This is a genomic window from Streptomyces sp. NPDC056347 (assembly GCF_042262625.1).
Classification (GTDB): domain Bacteria; phylum Actinomycetota; class Actinomycetes; order Streptomycetales; family Streptomycetaceae; genus Streptomyces.
Window position 1 is genome coordinate 1 of record NZ_JBHJQP010000068.1, and the last position, 20,230, is coordinate 20,230.

14 protein-coding genes are annotated in these 20,230 nt (G+C 72.1%); 4 read left to right on the forward strand and 10 right to left on the reverse strand.

Annotated elements, in window-relative coordinates; all coding sequences use genetic code 11:
- Positions 1 to 48: 48 nt before the first annotated feature.
- Entirely contained in the window at positions 49 to 1,080 is a 1,032-nt protein-coding gene (glpX, locus tag ACFCV8_RS17685; RefSeq protein WP_376686261.1) for a class II fructose-bisphosphatase, read from the reverse strand.
- Between the two features lie 154 nt (positions 1,081 to 1,234).
- On the opposite strand from glpX, the gene ACFCV8_RS17690 reads away from it, so the two are divergent.
- Positions 1,235 to 1,753 carry a DUF4245 domain-containing protein gene (locus tag ACFCV8_RS17690; protein ID WP_376686262.1) on the forward strand — a complete coding sequence of 173 codons (519 nt, stop codon included), beginning with the start codon at positions 1,235 to 1,237 and terminating at the stop codon, positions 1,751 to 1,753.
- A 104-nt stretch (positions 1,754 to 1,857) separates the two neighbouring features.
- On the opposite strand, the gene ACFCV8_RS17695 is transcribed toward ACFCV8_RS17690, so the two are convergent.
- The 4 genes from ACFCV8_RS17695 to ACFCV8_RS17710 all read right to left on the reverse strand — a co-directional run bounded on the left by ACFCV8_RS17695 (position 1,858) and on the right by ACFCV8_RS17710 (position 5,776).
- Complete coding sequence (locus ACFCV8_RS17695) at positions 1,858 to 2,448, reverse strand: malonic semialdehyde reductase (RefSeq protein WP_376686263.1); 591 nt, start codon at positions 2,446 to 2,448, stop codon at positions 1,858 to 1,860.
- 122 nt (positions 2,449 to 2,570) lie between these two features.
- The gene (locus ACFCV8_RS17700; RefSeq protein WP_376686264.1) at positions 2,571 to 2,840 is read right to left on the reverse strand and encodes an exodeoxyribonuclease VII small subunit; all 270 of its coding nucleotides are present in this window, start codon (positions 2,838 to 2,840) and stop codon (positions 2,571 to 2,573) included.
- Positions 2,841 to 2,955: 115 nt separating this feature from the next.
- Positions 2,956 to 4,167: an exodeoxyribonuclease VII large subunit gene (gene xseA / locus ACFCV8_RS17705; protein WP_376686265.1), complete on the reverse strand. Its 1,212-nt coding sequence runs from the start codon at positions 4,165 to 4,167 to the stop codon at positions 2,956 to 2,958.
- A gap of 226 nt (positions 4,168 to 4,393) precedes the next feature.
- Entirely contained in the window at positions 4,394 to 5,776 is a 1,383-nt protein-coding gene (locus ACFCV8_RS17710) for an APC family permease (RefSeq protein WP_376686266.1), read from the reverse strand.
- A gap of 101 nt (positions 5,777 to 5,877) precedes the next feature.
- On the opposite strand from ACFCV8_RS17710, the gene ACFCV8_RS17715 reads away from it, so the two are divergent.
- Together ACFCV8_RS17715 and ppgK are read left to right on the forward strand one after the other, a co-directional pair.
- Positions 5,878 to 6,858 (forward strand): 4-hydroxy-3-methylbut-2-enyl diphosphate reductase, encoded by a 981-nt coding sequence (locus ACFCV8_RS17715; RefSeq protein WP_376686267.1) that lies wholly within the window; start codon positions 5,878 to 5,880, stop codon positions 6,856 to 6,858.
- A gap of 77 nt (positions 6,859 to 6,935) precedes the next feature.
- Positions 6,936 to 7,673, forward strand: a complete 738-nt coding sequence (gene ppgK / locus ACFCV8_RS17720) for a polyphosphate--glucose phosphotransferase (protein ID WP_376686268.1) — start codon at positions 6,936 to 6,938, stop codon at positions 7,671 to 7,673.
- Between the two features lie 9 nt (positions 7,674 to 7,682).
- Here ppgK and ACFCV8_RS17725 read toward each other — a convergent pair whose 3' ends face one another.
- Positions 7,683 to 8,288, reverse strand: a complete 606-nt coding sequence (locus ACFCV8_RS17725; protein ID WP_376686269.1) for a DUF6542 domain-containing protein — start codon at positions 8,286 to 8,288, stop codon at positions 7,683 to 7,685.
- 230 nt (positions 8,289 to 8,518) lie between these two features.
- Here ACFCV8_RS17725 and ychF point away from each other — a divergent pair, with 230 nt between their 5' ends.
- Positions 8,519 to 9,607 (forward strand): redox-regulated ATPase YchF, encoded by a 1,089-nt coding sequence (gene ychF, locus ACFCV8_RS17730; protein ID WP_376686270.1) that lies wholly within the window; start codon positions 8,519 to 8,521, stop codon positions 9,605 to 9,607.
- Between the two features lie 195 nt (positions 9,608 to 9,802).
- Here ychF and ACFCV8_RS17735 read toward each other — a convergent pair whose 3' ends face one another.
- The 4 genes from ACFCV8_RS17735 to ACFCV8_RS17750 are packed head-to-tail and all read right to left on the reverse strand — an operon-like array spanning position 9,803 to position 20,044.
- Positions 9,803 to 11,977: a DEAD/DEAH box helicase gene (locus ACFCV8_RS17735; RefSeq protein ID WP_376686271.1), complete on the reverse strand. Its 2,175-nt coding sequence runs from the start codon at positions 11,975 to 11,977 to the stop codon at positions 9,803 to 9,805.
- Entirely contained in the window at positions 11,974 to 13,341 is a 1,368-nt protein-coding gene (brxD, locus tag ACFCV8_RS17740; RefSeq protein WP_376686272.1) for a BREX system ATP-binding protein BrxD, read from the reverse strand. The genes ACFCV8_RS17735 and brxD overlap by 4 nt, the downstream gene beginning before the upstream one ends.
- Positions 13,338 to 16,121: a BREX-2 system phosphatase PglZ gene (gene pglZ, locus ACFCV8_RS17745; protein ID WP_376686273.1), complete on the reverse strand. Its 2,784-nt coding sequence runs from the start codon at positions 16,119 to 16,121 to the stop codon at positions 13,338 to 13,340. The genes brxD and pglZ overlap by 4 nt, the downstream gene beginning before the upstream one ends.
- Entirely contained in the window at positions 16,118 to 20,044 is a 3,927-nt protein-coding gene (locus ACFCV8_RS17750) for a hypothetical protein (protein WP_376686274.1), read from the reverse strand. Before ACFCV8_RS17750 ends, pglZ begins: the two co-directional genes overlap by 4 nt.
- Positions 20,045 to 20,230 lie beyond the last annotated feature (186 nt).

Consider the following 20,230-nt stretch of genomic DNA (forward strand, 5'->3'; position numbering starts at 1 on the left):
GACCGGCCCGACCGACCTCGGACCGGTCCCGGAGCCCCGGGGCGGGGCCTACTGCGCGCGGTCGAAGCCGACGGCGCTGTAGGCACGCAGCTTCGAGAGCCGGTGCGTGGAGTCGATCCTGCGGATGGTGCCGGACTTGGAGCGCATCACGATGGACTCGGTGGTGGCCGTCTCCGCGCGGTAGCGCACCCCGCGCATCAGCTCGCCGTCCGTGATGCCGGTCGCGGCGAAGAACACGTTGTCGCCGCTGACCAGGTCGTTGGTGGACAGCACCCGGTCCAGGTCGTGCCCGGCGTCCAGGGCGCGCTGCCGCTCGGCCTCGTCCTTCGGCCAGAGCTTGCCCTGGATGACGCCGCCGAGACACTTTATGGCGCAGGCCGAGATGATGCCCTCGGGCGTGCCGCCGATGCCCATCAGCAGGTCGACGCCGGTGCCCTCGCGGGCGGCCATGATCGAGCCCGCGACGTCGCCGTCGGAGATGAACTTGATCCGGGCGCCGGTCTCGCGGATCTCCTTGACGATGCCCTCGTGGCGCGGGCGGTCGAGCACGACGACCGTGACGTCCTCGGGGGCGGAGTTCTTCGCCCGGGCGACCCGGCGGATGTTCACCGAGACGGGGGCGTCGATGTCGACGAACTCGGCGGCCTCGGGACCAGTGACCAGCTTGTCCATGTAGAAGACGGCCGACGGGTCGAACATGGCGCCGCGGTCGGCGGCCGCCAGTACGGCGATCGCGTTCGGCATGCCCTTGGCGTTCAGGGTGGTGCCGTCGATCGGGTCGACGGCGATGTCGACCTCGGGGCCGGTGCCGTCGCCGACGCGCTCGCCGTTGAACAGCATGGGGGCTTCGTCCTTCTCGCCCTCGCCGATGACGACGACGCCGTTCATCGAGACGGTGGAGACGAGGGCCCGCATGGCCTTCACGGCGGCGCCGTCCGCGCCGATCTTGTCGCCGCGGCCCACCCAGCGCCCGGCCGCCATGGCGGCGGCCTCGGTGACCCGGACCAGCTCGAGGGCAAGGTTGCGGTCGGGGGCCTCCGGGGAGACCTCCAGCGGGGACGGCAGATGATGCTCGGACATCGGAGCGCACCTTTCTGTACGGCGACGACCGGAAGAGGGTGCTGTGACTCTATCGCCAGGTCGACAAAATGAGCAGACCGGGTCACTTTTGAGCGGCTGCGGTCGGCGGCCGCCCCCGGGCCGGGTCCGCCGGCCGCAATGCGACCATGGACCCGTGGCTAGCAAGCGAGGCAAGCAGACGGTGCGGGACATGTTCCTGTCGATGGCGGTCATCACCGCCGTCGCGGGGAGTGTTTACATCTTCATTCCGCAGGACAAGAACGCCAACCCGGTCCCGACCGTCGACTACCGGGTGGAGCTCCTGACGGCCCGGCGCGCCGCGCCGTACCCGGTGGCCGCCCCGGACGGTCTGGCGGGCGGCTGGAAGGCCACCTCGGTCAGCTACGACCGCAAGGCGGACAACAGCTGGCACCTGGGCTTCCTCGACCCGGACGGCAAGTACGTCGCGGTGGAGCAGTCCACCTCCGCAGCGGAGAAGTACGTCACCGAGGTCAGCCAGAAGGCCGCGAACACCGGCCGCACGCGGCAGGTCGCGGGCGAGGCCTGGCAGCACTGGAAGGGCGACAAGTACGACGCCCTCGTGCGCCACGACAAGGGTTCGACCACGGTGGTCACGGGCTCGGCGTCGACGGATCGGCTGGCGGAGATGGCCGCCGCGCTCAAGTCCTCCTGACGCCCGCGGCCCGCCGGGGGCCACGGACCACGGACGCACGCGAGAGGCCCTGGAGCGGTGGACGCTCCAGGGCCTCGCTGCCGCGCGCGGCGCGGCGGGGTGGATCAGACGGTCGTGACGACCTCGTCGTAGGCGAGGCGCGGCAGACGCGGGAACCAGGCGTCCTCGCCCGGCTTGCCGATGTTGACGACCATCAGCAGGCTGTGGTCGCCGTCCAGGAACTCCTTCTCGATGCCCGCGGCGTCGAAGCCGGTCATCGGGCCGGCGGCCAGGCCGGCGGCGCGGACGCCGATGATGAAGTACGCGGCCTGCAGGGCGCCGTTCAGGGCGGCGGCCGACTCGCGGACCGGGCGCTCGGAGAAGAACGCGTCCTTGGCCTGCGGGAAGTGCGGCAGCAGGGCCGGGAGCTCCTCGTGGAACTCGTTGTCGGTGGCCAGGATCGCGACCAGCGGGGCGGTCGACGTCTTGCCCTGGTTGCCCTCGGACATGTGGTTCACCAGGCGGGCGCGGGCATCGTCGGAGCGGACCAGGACGACGCGCAGCGGCGACTGGTTGAACGCGGTGGGCCCGAACTTGACCAGGTCGTAGATCGCCTGGACCTGCTCGTCCGTCACGGGCTCGTCGGAGAAGGTGTTGGCGGTGCGGGCCTCGCGGAAGAGGAGGTCCTGGGCGGCGGGGTCGAGGGCGAGGGGCATGGGGCGTTCTACCTTCCGGCTGTACACGGGAGATCGGGCAACCCGGTCACGCTAACCGAGAGATAGGTTAATTTTCAACTAAAGGTGGAGCGGAGTGATCCGCCCCACAGGGCCGTACGGGTTCAGCTGCCGTCGGCGCCCTCGTCCTTCTCGTCCTCCCGTCCTTCGGCCGCCGGGCCCGCGAGGGCCGCGTCCAGCCGTGCGCGGGCGCCCTCCAGCCAGTGCCGGCACACCTTCGCCAGCTCCTCGCCGCGCTCCCAGAGCGCCAGCGAATCCTCCAGCGTCGTGCCGCCCGCCTCCAGGCGGCGTACCACCTCGATCAGCTCGTCACGGGCCTGCTCGTAGCCGAGCGTGCCCGTGGCACCGGCCGCCGTAGCCGCGTCGTCCGTCATGCGTTCCACCCTGTGTTCCGGTCCTTCTCGAAGTGTTCGGTGTGTTCGGTGTGCTCGGTGCGTTTGGCGCGCTCGGTGTGTCCCGGCCGCCTGGGACCGGCGGCCCCGCCCGCCGTCACTCGCTCACCCGCACGGCGAACTCGCCGCCCGAGACGCGCGCCCGGAGCACGTCGCCGGGCGCCCCGGCCTCCCCGGGCTCCCGCACCACATGGCCGTCGGCTCGCTGGAGCACCGCGTAACCGCGCTCCAGCGTCGCCGCCGGGGACAGCGCGACCACCCGCGCCCGGGTGTGGGCCAGCTCCGAATCCGCCCGGTCCAGCAGATGGCCCAGCACCCGGCGGCTCCGCCCGGCCAGCGCGTCGAGCTCCGCCGCCCGCTCGTCCACCATCCGCTGCGGATGCTCCATCGAGGGCCGGGCCAGCGCGTGCGCCAGTCCCCGCTCCTCGCGGTCCAGCAGCCCGCGCACCGAGCGCAGCGCCCGCTCGCGCAGCTGCCGCACCCGGTCCAGTTCCTCGCCCACGTCCGGCACGATCTTCTTCGCCGCGTCGGTCGGTGTGGAGGCACGTACGTCCGCGACGAGGTCGAGCAGCGGGGAGTCGGGCTCATGGCCGATCGCCGACACCACCGGCGTACGGCACTCGGCCACCGCCCGGACCAGCTCCTCGTCCGAGAACGGCAGCAGGTCCTCCACACTGCCGCCACCGCGCGCCACCACGATCACATCGACCTCGTCCAGCCCGTCCAGCTCGCGCACCGCCCGGACCACCTGGCTCACCGCGTGCACCCCTTGCACCGCCGTGTTGCGGACCTCGAAGCGGACCGCGGGCCAGCGCCGCCGGGCGTTCTCCAGCACGTCGCGCTCGGCCGCCGACGCCCGCCCGCAGACCAGGCCGATCAGCTGCGGCAGAAAGGGCAGCGGCTTCTTCCGGCCGGCCGCGAAGAGCCCCTCCGCGGCCAGCGACTTCCGCAGCCGCTCCAGACGGACCAGCAGTTCGCCGATGCCGACCGGCCGTATCTCCGTGGCCCGCAGGGACAGCTGGCCGCGCGGCGCGTACCACTCCGGCTTGGCCAGGACGACGACCCGCGCCCCCTCCGACACCACGTCCGCGATCCGGTCGAAGACCTGGCGGAAGCACGTCACGCTCACCGAGATGTCCTGCGAGGGGTCGCGCAGCGTCAGGAACACCACCCCGGCGCCCGGCCGCCGCGAGAGCTGGGTGATCTGCCCCTCGACCCAGACCGCGCCGAGCCGGTCGATCCAGCCGCCGATGAGCCGCGACACATCACCTACGGGCAGCGGAGCATCCGCCGACGTGTGGAGAGCCATGCGGGCGAGCGTATCCGCCCCCACCGACAACCGGCCGCCCCCGCCACCCCTGCCACGCCGCCCGGCCGCGCTGTCGCCTCCGCGCGGAGCCCCGTGCCCGGCGGGCCCGCACGCCGTCCGGCCCCGTCACGGCCCCGCACCGTGCCCGTACCGCCGGGCTCCCGCCCCGCACCGTGCCCGTACCGCCGGGCTCCCCGCCCGCACTGCCCCCACTGCCCGCCCCCGCTCAGAGCTCCGCGCCCCGCCGCCCCCGTTGTGCCGCCAGCACCACCAGCCCCACCGCGAACCAGCACGCCCCCACCACCTGGGCACTCCCGGTCGCCTCCACGATTACCGCGATCAGCACCCCCGCCCCCACCACCGGCACCAGCACATGCCGCCACCAGCTCGGCGGCCCCGCCATCCGGCGTACGACGAACCAGCCGACCACCGACGCGTGCAGCAGCACGAACGCGGTCAGCGCACCGATGTCGACGACCGACACCAGATGGTCCAGCCCGTCGGCCCGCCGGGCCGCCCACACCGCGGCGACCAGCGTCACCACCGCCGCCAGCAGGATCGCGAGCCGCGGCACCCCCGACCCCGCGTCCACCTTCGCCAGCACCCGGGGCAGCCGCCGCTCCCTGGCCATCGCGAACAGCAGCCGCCCCGCGGCCGCCTGCCCGGCCAGCGCCGCGAACGCCGCCCCGATCGCCTTGCTCACCGCCACCAGATCGTGCAGCCAGCCCCCGACCGACACGTCCACCGTGTCGTAGAACGCCGAACCCTGAGCGGCCGGATCGGCGGCCAGCTCCGCCGAGGTCATCGGTTCGAGCAGCGCCGCCAGATACGCCTGCGCCACGAACAGCACACCCGCCAGCACCAGGCAGAACAGCAACGCCCGCGCCACCTTCGCCGACCCCCCGGACACCTCCTCCGCGAACGTCGCGATCGCGTCGAATCCCAGATACGACAGCACGGCCACCGACACCGCCCCCAGCACCGCCGACGCGGAGAACCCGGAATCACCGGTGAACGGCGACAGCCAGCCCCGCTGCGCCCCGTCCCGTACGAGCACCACCCCCGCCGACACCAGGAACACCGCCAGCACCGCGATCTCCATCGCCAGTACCGCGAAGCCGACCCGTGCGGCGGCCCGCACCCCCCGCAGATTGAGCAGCGTGGTGACGACGACGGCCAGCGCCGTCCACACCCACCGCGACACCGACGGCACCAGCGCGTTCAGCGCGATCCCGGAGAAGAGGTACGCGACCGCGGGGATCAGCAGGTAGTCCAGCATCGCCATCCACCCGGCGACGAACCCCGGCCCCTCGCCGAGCCCCTTGCGCGCGTACGCGAAGACGGACCCCGCCAGCGGGACCACCCGCACCATCTGGGCGTAACTGAACGCGGTGAACGCCATCACCGCCGTCGCCGCGGCGTACACCAGCGCCACCGCGCCGTCGGACTTCGCGTCGAGCGTGCCGAACACCCCGACCGGCGCCATCGGCGCGATGAACAGCAGCCCGTAGACCACCAGGTCCCGGAACCCGAGCGTCCGCCGCAGCCGCCCGCCCTCCTGATGCGCCCCCGTACCCCCGTCGTCGTCCCCGGTGGCGTTGCCGGACATGGGACCTCCTGGATCACGTACGGATCAGCGAGTGGATCAAGGACCAGTCTCGCCACCCGGCCGATCCTCCGCGCGTCCGACGCGGCCTTACGATGGTCGGCATGACTGCTACGACACCTCGCCGCGTCCTGCTCGCCGCTCCCCGTGGCTACTGCGCGGGGGTGGACCGTGCCGTGATCGCCGTGGAGAAAGCCCTGGAGCAGTACGGCGCTCCGGTGTACGTACGCCACGAGATCGTCCACAACAAGTACGTGGTGCAGACCCTGGAGAAGAAGGGTGCGATCTTCGTCGAGGAGACGGCGGAGGTGCCCGAGGGCTCGATCGTGATGTTCTCCGCGCACGGCGTCGCCCCGACCGTGCACCAGGAGGCGGCCGAGCGGAAGCTCGCCACGATCGACGCGACCTGCCCGCTGGTCACCAAGGTCCACAAGGAAGCCGTCCGCTTCGCGCAGGAGGACTTCGACATCCTGCTGATCGGCCACGAGGGCCACGAGGAGGTCATCGGCACCTCCGGCGAGGCCCCCGAGCACATCACGCTGGTCGACGGCCCCGAGGACGTCGCCGGTGTCGAGGTCCGCGACCCGTCCAAGGTCGTCTGGCTCTCCCAGACCACGCTCTCCGTCGACGAGACGATGGAGACGGTCGGCGCGCTCAAGGAGAAGTTCCCGCTCCTGGTCTCGCCGCCCAGCGACGACATCTGCTACGCCACGCAGAACCGCCAGATCGCGGTGAAGCAGATGGGCGAGGACGCCGATCTGGTGATCGTCGTCGGCTCCAGGAACTCCTCCAACTCGGTCCGTCTGGTCGAGGTCGCCCTCGGCGCCGGGGCGAACGACGCCCACCTGGTCGACTTCGCCGAGGAGATCGACGAGGCGTGGCTGGAGGGGGTCTCCACGGTCGGCGTCACCTCCGGCGCCTCCGTCCCCGAGGTGCTGGTCGACGGCGTGCTGGCCTGGCTGGCCGAGCGCGGTTTCGAGGACGTGGAGATCGTGAAGGCGGCCGAGGAGTCCATCGTCTTCTCGCTGCCCAAGGAGCTCCGCCGCGACCTGCGCGCCGAGGCCGCCGCCCTCTCGGAGAAGTAGAGCCGCGGCGGGCGGGGCCCCGCGACTGTCCCGTTTCCGGGGAGTGCGCGGGGCCGCCTGCCCGTACCGTGGACCGTATGCAGATCTTCGGCGTGGACATCGGCGGATCCGGGATCAAGGGCGCACCCGTGGACCTGGACCGCGGAGACCTGGCGCAGGAGCGCCACAAGGTACTGACACCGCAGCCGGCCACCCCTAAGGACGTGGTCGAGTGCGTGGCCGAGGTCGTCGGCCACTTCGACTGGTCGGGCCCCGTCGGCATCACCTTCCCGGGCGTCGTCACCGGCGGGGTCACCCGTACCGCCGCCAACGTCGACAAGGGCTGGATCGACGCGGACGCCCGCGGCCTGATCGGTGACCGGCTCGGCCTCCCGGTCACCGTGCTGAACGACGCCGACGCGGCGGGCGTCGCCGAGATGACCTTCGGCGCGGGCCGCGACCGCAAGGGCACCGTGATCATGCTGACGCTCGGCACGGGCATCGGCAGCGCTCTCTTCGTCGACGGCCGCCTCGTACCCAATACCGAGCTGGGCCACCTGGAGCTGAACGGCCACGACGCGGAGAAGCACGCCTCCACCAAGGCCAAGGAGGACGAGGACCTCAGCTGGCACCACTGGGCGCACCGGCTGCAGAAGTACCTGGCCCACGTGGAGATGCTGTTCTCGCCCGAGCTCTTCATCATCGGCGGCGGGGTCAGCCGCAAGGCCGCCAAGTTCCTGCCCCTGATCGAGCACGTACGGGCCGAGATGGTGCCCGCCGAGCTCCAGAACAACGCGGGGATCGTGGGCGCGGCCATGGCGGCCGCGGACCGCTGAGGCGCCCGCTCACCGCCGAGGGCGGCGCGCCCCCTGCGCCTGCGGAGCGCGCGCCGTCTGCGCGGCCACCGGCGTACGGCGCTGCCGCTGCCGCATCAGCCGTACCTTCCGTACGGTCGTGATGACACCGGCGACGAGCGTGCCGCCGTACAGCCACCCGGCGTGCACGGCGAGCGCGGTGACCACGGCCATGATCCGGCCGCCGAAACCGCCCGTGCCCCCCGCGATCGGCACGACCCCGACGGCGAACGCGATCGGCACGATGATCGGCGCCGTCACCAGGTCCGCCGGCCGCACCCACAGCGCGGTCAGCGCGCAGACCGGCAGGAACAGCACCCCGAACACCACCGGCGAACCGTCGAGGACCAGCAGATCCAGACAGGCCAGTACGAACATGGCGGCCGCGGCGAACAGCCCGGCCCCGATGGCGGTCAGCCGGGGATTGGGCAGCCTGCGCAGCGCCAGCACCACGGGCGGCACCGGACGCGACCGGCCCTCCGGCGGGCGCACCGCCCGGTAGACGGTCGCGGCGGTCTCCTCGATGGTGCCCTGCGGGGACAGCGGGGCCTGAGGGGCTTGCCTGCGCTGCGGGGGACGTGTCCTGTGCTGCTCCACCGTGACAACGTAGGGCGCCGGGCCGCGCGAAGCGGGTGCGGGACACGCGCTTTGGGCGAGCTAGGGGATGAGTTCGATGCCACACGGCCGAACGGGAACCGGACCGGCGCCCCGGCCCGCGTGCGGCAGGACCCGTGGGTACCCGCTTGCCCCCGCCCGTAAACTGGAGAATCGGCCCACCAGGGGCCCTGCGTTCCGCCCACCGCCCCACTCCTCAGGAAGTCGCCACCGTGTCGCTCACGATCGGAATCGTCGGTCTGCCGAATGTCGGCAAGTCGACCCTGTTCAACGCCCTGACCAAGAACGACGTGCTGGCGGCCAACTACCCGTTCGCCACGATCGAGCCGAACGTCGGCGTCGTCGGCGTCCCCGACCCGCGCCTGAACAAGCTCGCCGAGATCTTCGGCTCCCAGCGGCTGCTCCCCGCCACGGTCGACTTCGTCGACATCGCCGGCATCGTCCGCGGCGCCTCGGAGGGCGAGGGCCTGGGCAACAAGTTCCTCGCGAACATCCGCGAGTCCGACGCGATCTGCCAGGTCATCCGCGCCTTCAAGGACGAGAACGTCGTCCACGTCGACGGCAAGGTCTCGCCCAAGGACGACATCGAGACGATCAACACCGAGCTGATCCTCGCCGACCTCCAGTCCGTGGAGAAGGCCGTCCCGCGCCTCACCAAGGAGTCCCGCCTCCAGAAGGAGAAGGTCGCGGTCCTCGCCGCGGTCGAGGAGGCCCAGAAGATCCTGGAGTCCGGCCAGACCCTCTTCGCCGCGGGCATCACCGCGGGCACCGAGAAGGGCCGGCTCCTCCACGAGCTGCACCTCCTGACCACCAAGCCGTTCCTCTACGTCTTCAACGTCGACGAGGACGAGCTGGTCGACGAGGACTTCAAGAACGAGCAGCGCGCCCTGGTCGCCCCCGCCGAGGCCATCTTCCTCAACGCCAAGATCGAGTCCGAGCTGATCGAGCTCGACGACGACGAGGCCCTCGAACTCCTCCAGTCCATGGGCCAGGAAGAGCCGGGCCTGGCCACCCTCGGCCGCGTCGGCTTCGACACCCTGGGCCTCCAGACCTACCTCACGGCAGGCCCCAAGGAAGCCCGCGCCTGGACGATCAAGAAGGGCGCCACCGCCCCCGAGGCCGCCGGTGTGATCCACACCGACTTCCAGAAGGGCTTCATCAAGGCGGAGATCATCTCCTTCGAGGACCTCGTCGAAACCGGCTCCGTCGCCGAGGCCCGCGCCAAGGGCAAGGCCCGCATGGAGGGCAAGGACTACGTGATGCAGGACGGCGACGTGGTGGAGTTCCGCTTCAACGTTTAGGCGCAATTCCACCACGTCGCGAATATTAAACGCGCAGGTCAGGAGGGGTCCGGGTCTTCATGAACGGGCCCCTGGGCGCTTCCCGTGCTGGGATGGTGCTGGGAAATCTGCTCCGGCATCACCTTTGACTGCGACTGCTCATACCGCCCGTGGCGGGGGCGTTGGCCAGTCCTGAATTGCTCGGACCCAACGCACTCAGGATTTGGCTGGAAGGATGGCGAATCGGACCGGCTCTTCGAGAGCGAAGCGGGCACCCATCTCGTCCACCGTGCGGGCGGCCAGTGTCGCCTCGGCGAGCTTGGGTGGCAGTGCCTCGGCGAACTTCAAGCCCCGCACGGCACGTCCGTCGATATCAGGCAGGGTCAAGCCTTCCGCCGCCTGTGCCTTGGCCTTCGCCCACTCCTCGCGCGTGAGGTCGTCCCGTAGCCGGATCCAGTGGGCGTGGGAACGCCGGTGTGGTGTCACGGCGGGCAGCATGGTGGCCGCGAGCGTGGCGTTGGCGCGATGGCCGGCCCACGTCCACCAGCGGATGTCCCCGTCGGTGTGGCGGGCGATGACGGTCCCCCCGGGGTGTACCGCGTCCAGGTGGGTCTCCCTGGCCTCGGCGAGGCGCGCCGAGGCCCGCCCGGTGAGGCGTACGGGCGGGTCCTCGCCGAGGAGCACATCGCGAGCGGCACGTGTCAGCTCGAAGGAGAGGACCCGCTCGGCGCCGAAGCTGTTCCACCGCGCCCGCCCGCCGTCGTCGACGGGGGTGACGAAGCAGCGGCGGCGGCTGAAGTCGATGTGGGTGACCTGCCAGCTGCGCCCCGCCAGCAGGAGCCTGCGGGGGCCCTGGATCTGCTCGGTGAGCAGATCGGGGTCGGTGCGGCCGATCTCGTTGCGGCCGTTGAGGACGGTGAACTCGGGCGGGGCGGTGAAGACGGCGGTCAGGTTCATGAAATGCCGGTGCCCGAATCGGCGTTCCGCCTCCGGCCCGATGAACAGGTGGCCCGAGTCCTGGTCCAGGTATCCCTGTTCGACCAGGTGCCGGACGATGGGTGCGGCTCGCAGACCGAAGGGGTCGAGGCCGCCCCACCACTCCTGCCACAGGTTGGTGCCGACCTGGTGTTCCTGCAGGCACAGCGCCAGCAGCTGTTGCGCGACGAGATGACGCGGCTCGGGGGGCGGGGTGACGGGTTCCACCCAGTTCCGCGACCACTGGAGCAGCAGAGCCGCAGCAGCGAGCAGCCCTTCGTCGTCCAGCACGAGGAAGAGGCAGTTGCGGCTGGTGCCGGGGCGGCGCCCGGTGCGGCCCAGCCGCTGGAGGAAGGCGGCCACGGTGCGGGGCGCGTCCAGCTGGATGACCCGGTCCAGGTCGCCCACGTCGATGCCGAGTTCCAGGGTGCTGGTCGAGACGATCACGCAGTCCCGCGCCTCGGCGAATGCCGCTTCCGCACGTCTGCGTTCGTCCACGGAGAGGGAGGCATGGGAGAGGAAGGTCGTGACACCGCGCAGGCGCAGTTGCTCACCCAGCTCCTCGACGGTGCGCCGGCTCTCGCAGAAGACGAGGCGCTTCTCGCCGCGGTGGAGAGCCGCGATGACGATGGCGGCGTTGGCGACGGACCCGACGTAGTCGAGTTCGATCTCCCCGGCCGGCGGGGCGGTGCCCGCCGAAGGCGGTTGCGGACGGGGGGCGGGGGCCACGACGCGGCCGGGACGCGTCCCCCGCCCGGATCCCTGAAGCCAGTCCAGCAGCTCGGCGGGATTGCCGACGGTCGCGGACAGGCCGACGCGCTGCAGTGGGCGGCCCGCGGTACGCGTCAGGCGCTCGAGTACGGCCAGCAGGTGCCAGCCGCGGTCGTCCCCGGCGAAGGCGTGGACCTCGTCGACGACGACCGAGTGCAGGCCGCTGAAGAAGGACCGGTGGTCCACATGGGTGCTGACCAGCATCGATTCCAGGGATTCCGGCGTGGTCAGTAGAATGTCGGGGCGCTCGACGAGCAGTCGGCGGCGGCGCGGAGTGTTGACGTCTCCGTGCCACAGCCCCGTGGTGCGGCCCAGCCAGCCTGCATAAGCCTCCAGGCGCGGGTGCAGGTTGTTGAGAAGGGCCTTGAGCGGGCAGACGTACAGCACGCTGGTGCCCTTCCAGCCGTGCCGGTTCATCCGGGTCAGCAGGGGGAAGGCCGCCGCTTCGGTCTTGCCGGAGGCGGTGGGGGCCAGGAGTACGGCGTCCTCGCCAGCGAGGAGCGGAGCCACGGTCTCCGCTTGCAGGGGGCGCAGGGCGGGCCACCCGAGGGTGTTGACGATGTGATGCCCGATGACGGGATCCAGCAGGTCGAAGGCTTCCGGGATGCTCCCCTCACCGGTTCGGCTGGCCGCCTCGCCGCTCACGGGAGATCCAGGGCGACGTCCGCCGCACTGCCCGCAGGCGTAACCGCCGCGGTGCTCGTCACGCCGCCCGCCGCGTTGCGCTCGGTGTCGCTGAGTTCCGCTGTGTGCAGGGTGAGGGCGTAGTGCCTGCGGGGATCGAAGTCCTCGAACTGGTCTATGCGGTCCAGGACATCGGCGACCAGTTTGCGCAGGTACAGGCGCGGTGCGATACCGACCTTGCCGCCGAGTGCTCCGGTGACGGCGCGGGCCAGCTCGTTGAGGTAGGCGTCGTCCGCGCGGCCGGCCAGCCGCTGCGGGTGGCGTGCGTCGGCTGCGTAGATGTCGCGCACCTTGCGCCCCAGCTCGCCGAGTGAGGCGAGGTCGAACCCCGGCAGCCGCAGCTGCACCGCACGGGGCGAGTCGAAGCGCGCGTCGGTCGTGAAGTCGGTGGCCAGGCGCTGGGATAGGGGCGCCAGGCGCTGCACGCCCTGCTGCCCGTCGTAGAAGGCCGGGGTGCCGGTGATCACGAGGAAGAGGCCTGGGAAGCGCCCGGTGTCGATCTCGTCGAGGAGCTGGCGCAGGGCGTTGAGGGACTTCTCCCGGACATCGCCGCGCACCCGCTGCAGGGTTTCCACCTCGTCCAGGACGAGCAGCAGCCCGGGGTGTCCGCAGTCCCGCAGCACGGTGAGCAGGCCCTGCAGGAACCCCAGGGCGCCGAAGTGGTCGAGGTCGCCGCGGATTCCCGCCGCCCGTTTGGCGGCGGCGGCCACCGACTTCTGTCCGCCGAGCCAGGCGATCAGCGCTTCGGCGAGGGGCCCGTCACCGGCCGCCACGGCCCGCCGGTAGCCACGCAGCGCTGCCGAGAAGGCGGGGGTGGTGCGGGCGACGGCGGCCAGCCGCTCTTCCAGGAGCCCGTCTACGGCGGCCGCCAGTGCCTCCTCGTCGTCCTCTGCCACGTCGCCGCCGGAGAGGGCTTCCTCCTCCAGGGCGTAGAACCAGGAATCGACGACGGCGCGCAGCGCCGAGGGCTGGTGGGTGGAGGTGGTGAGCCGTTCGGTGAGTCTGCGGTAGACGGTCTCCAGCCGGTGCAGCGGCGTCTCCGTCTCGGAGATCTGCACCTCGCTGACGGCGAGCCCCCGGTGTTTCGCCCGCTCGGCGAGCCACCGGGCGAAGAACGTCTTGCCGGATCCATACTCGCCGCGCAGGGCGTGGAAGGCGGCCCCGCCGCGGGCTACGGTGGCCAGGTCGTCGTCGAGCGCACCCTCGAAGCGCTCCAGGCCGACGGCGAACAGGCCGAGCCCCGCCTGGGGGACGGTGCCGCGGCGCAGCGCGTTGACGACGTCACGGCGGCGCGCTGCGCTGATGTCGAAGGCGGGGCGGGTCATGCGGTGCCTTCCTGGAACGGGAACTGCTGGCCGAGCAGGGCGCGGTCAAGCTGCACGGTGCGGCCGGACTCGACGAGCCGGAGCACGGGATAGCCGTCGATGTTCAGCAGCCGTTCCAGCATGGTGGCGAAGCGCGCCGGGTTGCGCTGCGACTTGCCGGTGGCGGCCTGGGCGGCAGCGGCGACAGCCCCAGGGGACAGCTTCCCGCCCGCGGCATCCAAGGCGTCGAGTGCAGCCTCCACCGCCTTGTCCGGGGGCGCGGCCCGGACGAATTCACGCTGCGCCCGGTACGCGGCACTGCGGGTGGTCCGCTGCCCGAGAGTGAGCGCGCCTCCGCCGCCGACGCCCGCAGGCAGTTCCACCGCGTCCCGGGCAACGGCCTTGGACGAGGACTTCCGGGACGCGGTGGCGGGCGCGGAACCGGTCCGGGCCGCGCCCGCCGAAATGCCGGCGCCCGGTGCGACCGCGCTGCCGGACTTCTGCCACCACGCCGGCTCGGCGCCCTCCGGAGGCAGCAGCACCCAGCCCGACGGGACGGCCCCACCGAGCGGGACCAGGGTGATCACGGGAACGGTGACCTCGGCGAGCGACGCACCGCCGTGGTATCCGGCCTGCCGCGCCGTGTAGCGCAGGTCGTCACGCCACGCGGCGGTGACACGCCGGCCGTCGGTCAGGACCCGCGGCCCGGCGAGGGTGATCTCCCCGTCGCCGGCGTTCCCGGTGCGCCAGCGGGCACCGCGCACCCCGGTGGCGTCGGCGGGTGGGTGGCCGCGATCCGTGCGGTCGATGACGTGGCCGTGGTCGGAGACGAGTACGACCGGACGGCCGTAGTCGCGGGCGGCGTTGAGCAGGTCGGGCAGTTTCCCGATGTCGGACAGGCCCCAGCGGCCGCTGGTCCCCTCCCGGCCGTCGGCCAGCGCGTCGTCGATGGTGTTGACGACGACGGCGACGATGTCGTCCGAGGCCAGGGCGTCGAGGACCTGCGAGTCGAGGCGGTGCCCGAGCGGTCCCTCGTACGCCCCCTTGTGGAAGAGATGCGCGCCCCGGTGCCGCTTGCGCCAGAACGCGGTGAAGCCGGTGCGTTCCGCTCCCTGGCCGCCCTCGCACGGCCGGCCGCTCAGCAGGGAGGCCCGGCTGACGCGGGTGACCGACGGCAGCATCGACACCGCTGCCTGCCGCTGAGGCCATGTGCCGGGCACGGCGGGAACGATTTCCGTCCAGGCCCTGCCGCTCAGCTCTCCCGCGACCCGCACGGCGATGTCCGCGCTCATCCCGTCGAGGACGAGGATCAGCGGACGGCCGCCGCCCTGGGCGAGCGGAGCCGCTGCCCGGGCGAGGACATCCTCGATGAGGAGTGCGCCCCCGGCCGCATGCTGGCAGGCGGTCTCCGTCCAGGAGACGAGCAGCCCGGCGAAATGGGCGTCGAGACCGGTACGGCGCTCGCGGGCCGCTCCTATCAGCCGCCGGTACGCCTCGCCGACGGCCGGGTCCCGCGACGCGTCCCCTTCCGCGAGGACCCCGATGGCCAGGTCGGCCCAGCCCGAGGAGGCAAGGTGTTCCTGTACGGCCTGTGCGACGGTCGCGGGCGGCGCCGGCTCGGTGGCGAGCCAGCGCGTCATGCGGACGGCGGTACGGGCCGTCTCGGTCGACTCGGCGAACAGTGCGGCAAGCTGGTGCGCCTCCAGGTCGCGCAGGGCGGACTCGGCGCGTGCGGTCGCGTCCTCGCCGCGGGCGCCGAGGCAGGCGGCCAGCGCCCGCAGCCGCCCCAGGTAGCCCGACGGGAGCAGCCGGTCGCCGCGGACCAGCTCCGTCAGGCGCGCGTCGGCGGCGAGCCGGTCGGCGCGTTCGAGGACGCCCAGCACCCGGGAACGGGCCGGGCCGGCGGGTGCACCGGCGCCCTCGGCCTGCGCGATCCAGCGGGTGAGGACGCCCGTGGCGGCGTCCGCGAAGGGCCGCAGCGTGTCGAAGGACGCGAGGGCAGGCCCGAACAAGGTGCCCAGCGCGAAACCCGCCGCGTCCGAGGACCGCGAACCGAGGGCGGCCGAGGCGAGCACCCCCAGCGGCAGCGCGTCACTGCCGCGCCCTTCGGCGGCCAGGGCCAGCAGGGTGGGTGCGGCGGGCCCGACGGTCCGGCCCAGCCAGGCCTCCAGGCCGTGCTGCTCCTCCTTGGGCAGCGCGGCGTACAGGGCCGGCCCGGCCGGTGTACGGGTCCAGGCGAACAGTGCGTCGGCGTCCAGGTCGAGGCTTCCGGAGGCCGGGTCGCCGAGTCCGAGACGGGCCCCGAGCAGGGCGCGTACCGCCCGGTCGCGGGTGAGGACGTTTCCGACGCGGGGCCAGCCGTCGAGGGGCTCGGCCTGCAGCAGCGCCTCGAGCAGCCAGTGCTCGCCCAGCATCTGCGGGTCGAGGTCGGCGGCCTCGAAGAGCTGGGCGACGATCTCCGCGCGGTCCACGGGCAGCGGATGCCGCCGCACCGCGTGCGCCCGCAGATCGAGGCCGAGCTGGTCGGCGGGGACCGTGCCGGTGACGACGAGCACGCCGTCACCGGCACCGCCCGCGAGGTGGCGGTGCCACGCCTCGGTGACGCCGAGCGGCGAATGCTGGTCGCTGACGAGGACACGGCGCGGCTCGCCGTCGACCGTGACGCTGAACTCTGTGTGCGGTTCCGCGGAATCCCACACCGCGTCGACCAGGACGAGTCGGCCGTCGGGGGCGTCCTTCAACTCCGCCTTGAGTAGTACCTCGATGGCGCGCCGGCCGGCGACGGGCCGGGAGATCGTCACGAGTGCTCACCGCCGGGCTCGGCACGCCAGACGATCTCCACCGGGGTATCCGGGTGCAGAGCCCGGAACGCCTCGATCTCCTCGCGTACGGCGGTAAGGTCGGCGCGGAGCGCCGCCGTCCCGGGCGCGATGACCCGGCGGGCAGCTCGCACCGGGGCGGCGCCGGCAGCCGGTCCGGGCTCCTCCGGCTCCCAGGACAGCGGATCCTGCCTGCCCTGCACAGGGCCCTGGGGCGCGGAGGGCACGGGCGGGGCGCCATGCTCGGACAGCGGGATCTCCGCGGCGCCTGCCGGAGGGGCCGGTGGCGCCGGCTCGGCGAGGGTGGCGGAGCTCCCCAGCTGCAGGGCGGCATCCAGCAGGGCATGCCCCGTCTCCCGGACTTCTCCGAGTACGGGGATCAGGGACCTCTCGCGCTCCGGCGCGCGCGCGGCCTCGCCGATGCGCTCCATGAGCCGCTGCGCGCGGTCGCCGACGCTGTCGTCGCGGCCGGCGAGGCCGTGCACGCTGGCCAGCAGCTTCCAGTCGGTGCCGTTCAGGGCCGCGAACAGGCCGGCGGCACTGGCCATGACGTGGGAGAGGTCCCGCGCGGGCGTTTCGCAGGTGTACGCGGCCAGTTCGCGGACCAGGCCGGTTGCGTCCTCAGGGTGGCGCACGAGCCGGGCGAGCAGCGCGGCGGCCTCGCGCTGAATGCGGGTGCGCTCGGCGGTGCCGTCCTCGTCGAGTCCGAGCAGCGCGGCATGCCGGCGCAGGACGGTGCGTACGTCACCGACGCTCTTCTCGAATTCGGTGGCCTTGGCCATGACCTCGGCGGCGAGCCGATTGACGTTGCGGGCGAACAGGCCGGGCTTGGCGGTGACGCCGAACAGCAGGGCGGCGCGGTCGCGGGCGGTGGCGTACTCGTCCTGGCTGGGCAGCTGCTGGGCGCGCAGCTTCCAGCCGACGCTAATTTCTGCCAGGGCCGGAGGGGCGGTGTCGGTGCCGGAGTACAGCACCCAGGACCGGTCGTCCAGCAGGGCATAGGCGGCGATGAGCAGGCTGGAGACGTTCTTGTCGAGGCCGCGCAGGCCGAGGTCGTCCCTGATCCAGTTGCGGATGTCCTCGACGGCGAGTTCGTCGAGCGAGTCGATTTCGCCGCGCTCCCTGTGCGCGGCGGCCGCCCGGTTGATCTGCGTGCGCAGCTGGTCGCCGCGCACGACGAGCGGGCCGTCGTGGACCGTGCCCAGCTGCAGCGGCTCGACGATGCGCTTGACGACCCGCAGCTCCTTCGGGTCGACCTCGACCCGGCCGCCCTCGTCCATGGCCCGGGCGAGCCACTTCAGGGCGGTGGACAGCTCGGCCGGGGTGACGGCGCGGGGCGCGGAGCCTGCACCGGGCCCGAAGTCGGGGTGCTTGTCGTAGAGGGCGCTGAACAGCCCGTCGGCGAGCTGTACCACCGTCTGCTCGAACGGCTTGCTGCCCTCGGTCTGCGGCCGCGGGAACTCGGGCTGCAAGGACAGCACATGCCGCCCGTCGGGCACCTCCGCACCCCGCGTGCCCTCCTTCGGCTCGGCGAGCCCGTACACCTCACGCAGCGAGTCGACGAGGGTACGGGTGAGGTTCTCCCGGGCGTGCTCCAGCTGACGGCGGGCCTTGGCGCGGTCGTCCGGCGGGAAGTTGCGGGTGTAGTCGGACAGGCGGTCGCGCTCCAGCAGGAAGTTGATCCGCATGAGCCGGCCCAGCTGGGCCTTGCGCTGCTCCGAAAAGTGGTCGCACAGCCAGACCAGCACGGGCGCGCCCGGATGCGACCTGCGCAGCTCGGTGACGCGCCGGTGCGCGTCGTCGGGGGAGCGACCCGGCTCCTCGTCGTAGGGGCAGTCCAGGACGATCTTCATGTTGCCCGCGGTACTCGGCTCGAAGGCCTCGTCCGAGACGTTGCGTGGGTCACGGACCAGTCCGAACCCGAACTCCACGGTGCGCTCGGAGCCGCGCCACACGATCTTCTTCTCGTCGACGAGCTGTCCCTGCCGGTGGGTGAGCCTCAGCTCCGCCCACAGCTGCTCGCGCAGCCAGGTACGGCGAACGCCGCCTTTGTCCTCGCCGGCGACGGCGTCGAGGATCGGGTCGATGTCCAGGTCGGACAAGTGCAGGGAGTAGACCGGGTCGTCCGTGCCCTCGGAGCGCAGCTCGCTCGGGAACTCGCCCTGCAGGGCACGCATCCGCTCGACGACCTTGTCCTGCACGGGCACGGCCCGCGAGCGCAGGGTGCCGTGGTTGAGCGCGGCAAGCCGGCCGGCGGTCAGCCGACGCAGCGCTGGCACGTCGGGCGCGAGCGCGGCGAGCAGCAGCGTCTTGACGAAGCGCTCGTCGGCGACGAAGTCGGGGTGCTCGGCGTGCCCGTACCGCTGCAGCAGGAACCGGCGGGCCTTGAGGTGGAAGCGGCGGGCGGTCTCCGACTCGTGCTGGAGCCGGGTCGTGAACGCGGTACTGGTGTTGTCGACGAGGACGTCCCACAGGTCGCCCAGCGGGATCAGCCGGCCGATTTCGGCGTCGGCGTTGCGCTCCAGCAGCTGTTGGACCAGCTTGAGGCCGGTGCGCTCCCGCTGGAGTGCCCCGGAAAGGGCCACCAGCACGTTCAGCAGGGCGGGGGAGAGCGGGTAGACGAACCGGAAGTCCTCCCAGCCCGCGCCGGTGGCCCCGTCTCCGTCGAGGAGGACGTCTTTGACGGCCTGCCCGGCCTTGTCGATCCCGGCGAACGCGGTGTCCAGCACCCGCTCCTGCCCCGGCAGAGGCTTGAGGACGCGCTCCTTGATGATCTCCGGGAGGTTGCGGTCCTCCAGGTTGACGACGGTGACGCGCTCCTTCAGGTACTCCAGGGCGGCCTGGAGGTTCTCCACGTCCGAGCCGAGGATGTCGGAGCCCATGAGCTGCGACAGGTCGCGCTGGCGGGAGATGAACGAGATGATCGGCACCGGCCGGTCGGGGTTGCTGGACTCGATCAGCTTGACGAGCTTCTGGACCTCGTCGTTGATGAAGGTCCGGTCGGACATCCGGGCCTGGAGCCACAGCACCAGCTCGTCCAGGAACAGCACGACACCGTCGTAGCCGAGCATGCGGGCGTGCTTGCTCATCTCGCTCAGACCGTCGTCGAACGCGATGTACGCACCCGCGTCGCCGCTGACCGTCTCGGCATAGTGCTTGTACGGCCCCTGGAACAGGGCTGTCAGCAGCCGGTCGCGCTGCGGGTCGCCGGCGGGCGCGTTGAACGAGGTTTTGAGAGTCTCGCCCGTCCAGCCGACGGCGGGGACCGCACCGATCGGCTTCAGCTCGTCACCGTCGTCACCGTCGTCCGAGCCGCCCGCCGCGGCCGACTGCGGTGCGGAGACGGGCGCCGGGAGCAGTTTGATGAACGCCTCGTCGCCGATCTGCTTGAGCAGCTCGCGTGCGTCCGCGAGCAGCGAGTCCGCCCGGAACACCAGCGGGGTGGACGCCTCCGGCCGCTCCCGCCGCACCGTCTGCACGTAGCCGCCGAGCAGGGCCGACTCCAGACTGGCGGCACCCACGAGGTGGTACGGCACCATCAGGAACTTCCGGCCCGGCAGCCAGTCCGCGTTCTCGGCGATCACCTCGCGCAGCCGCGGCTTCTCCTCGACGGCAGCGTCCCCGTTGAGCACGGCATGCAGCACGGTCAGGAAGTGGCTCTTACCGGCACCGAACGAACCGTGCAGATACGCGGCCTGCGAGGCGTTCTTGCGCAGGGAGCTGCCGACGAGTTTCAGAGCCTTGCGGAACTCGCCCTGAAGCTGCTCCGTGACCACGTAGTCGTCGATCGACCCGGCCCGCGCGTCCGTGAACCCCTCGGACAGGGCGATCTTGAAGTCCCCGGCGTGGAGATCCTCCTTGATGTCGAGGACATCCCTCAGTACGACCCCGTTGCCTCGCGCCATCAGCCGCTTCCGCTCCCCACAGCCTTCCCAGGCCCGGCTGCCGCTGCCGGGCTCCCGGCGGCCGCCGGCCATCGCCCGCGTCCGCACACACCACGTGCGCCTATCCTGCCAGGGTCGGGGGGACAGGTGGGACGGCCGGGAAGAGCCGGGGAAGGGCGTAGTCACGTGGGGGCCGGCCGACCGCCC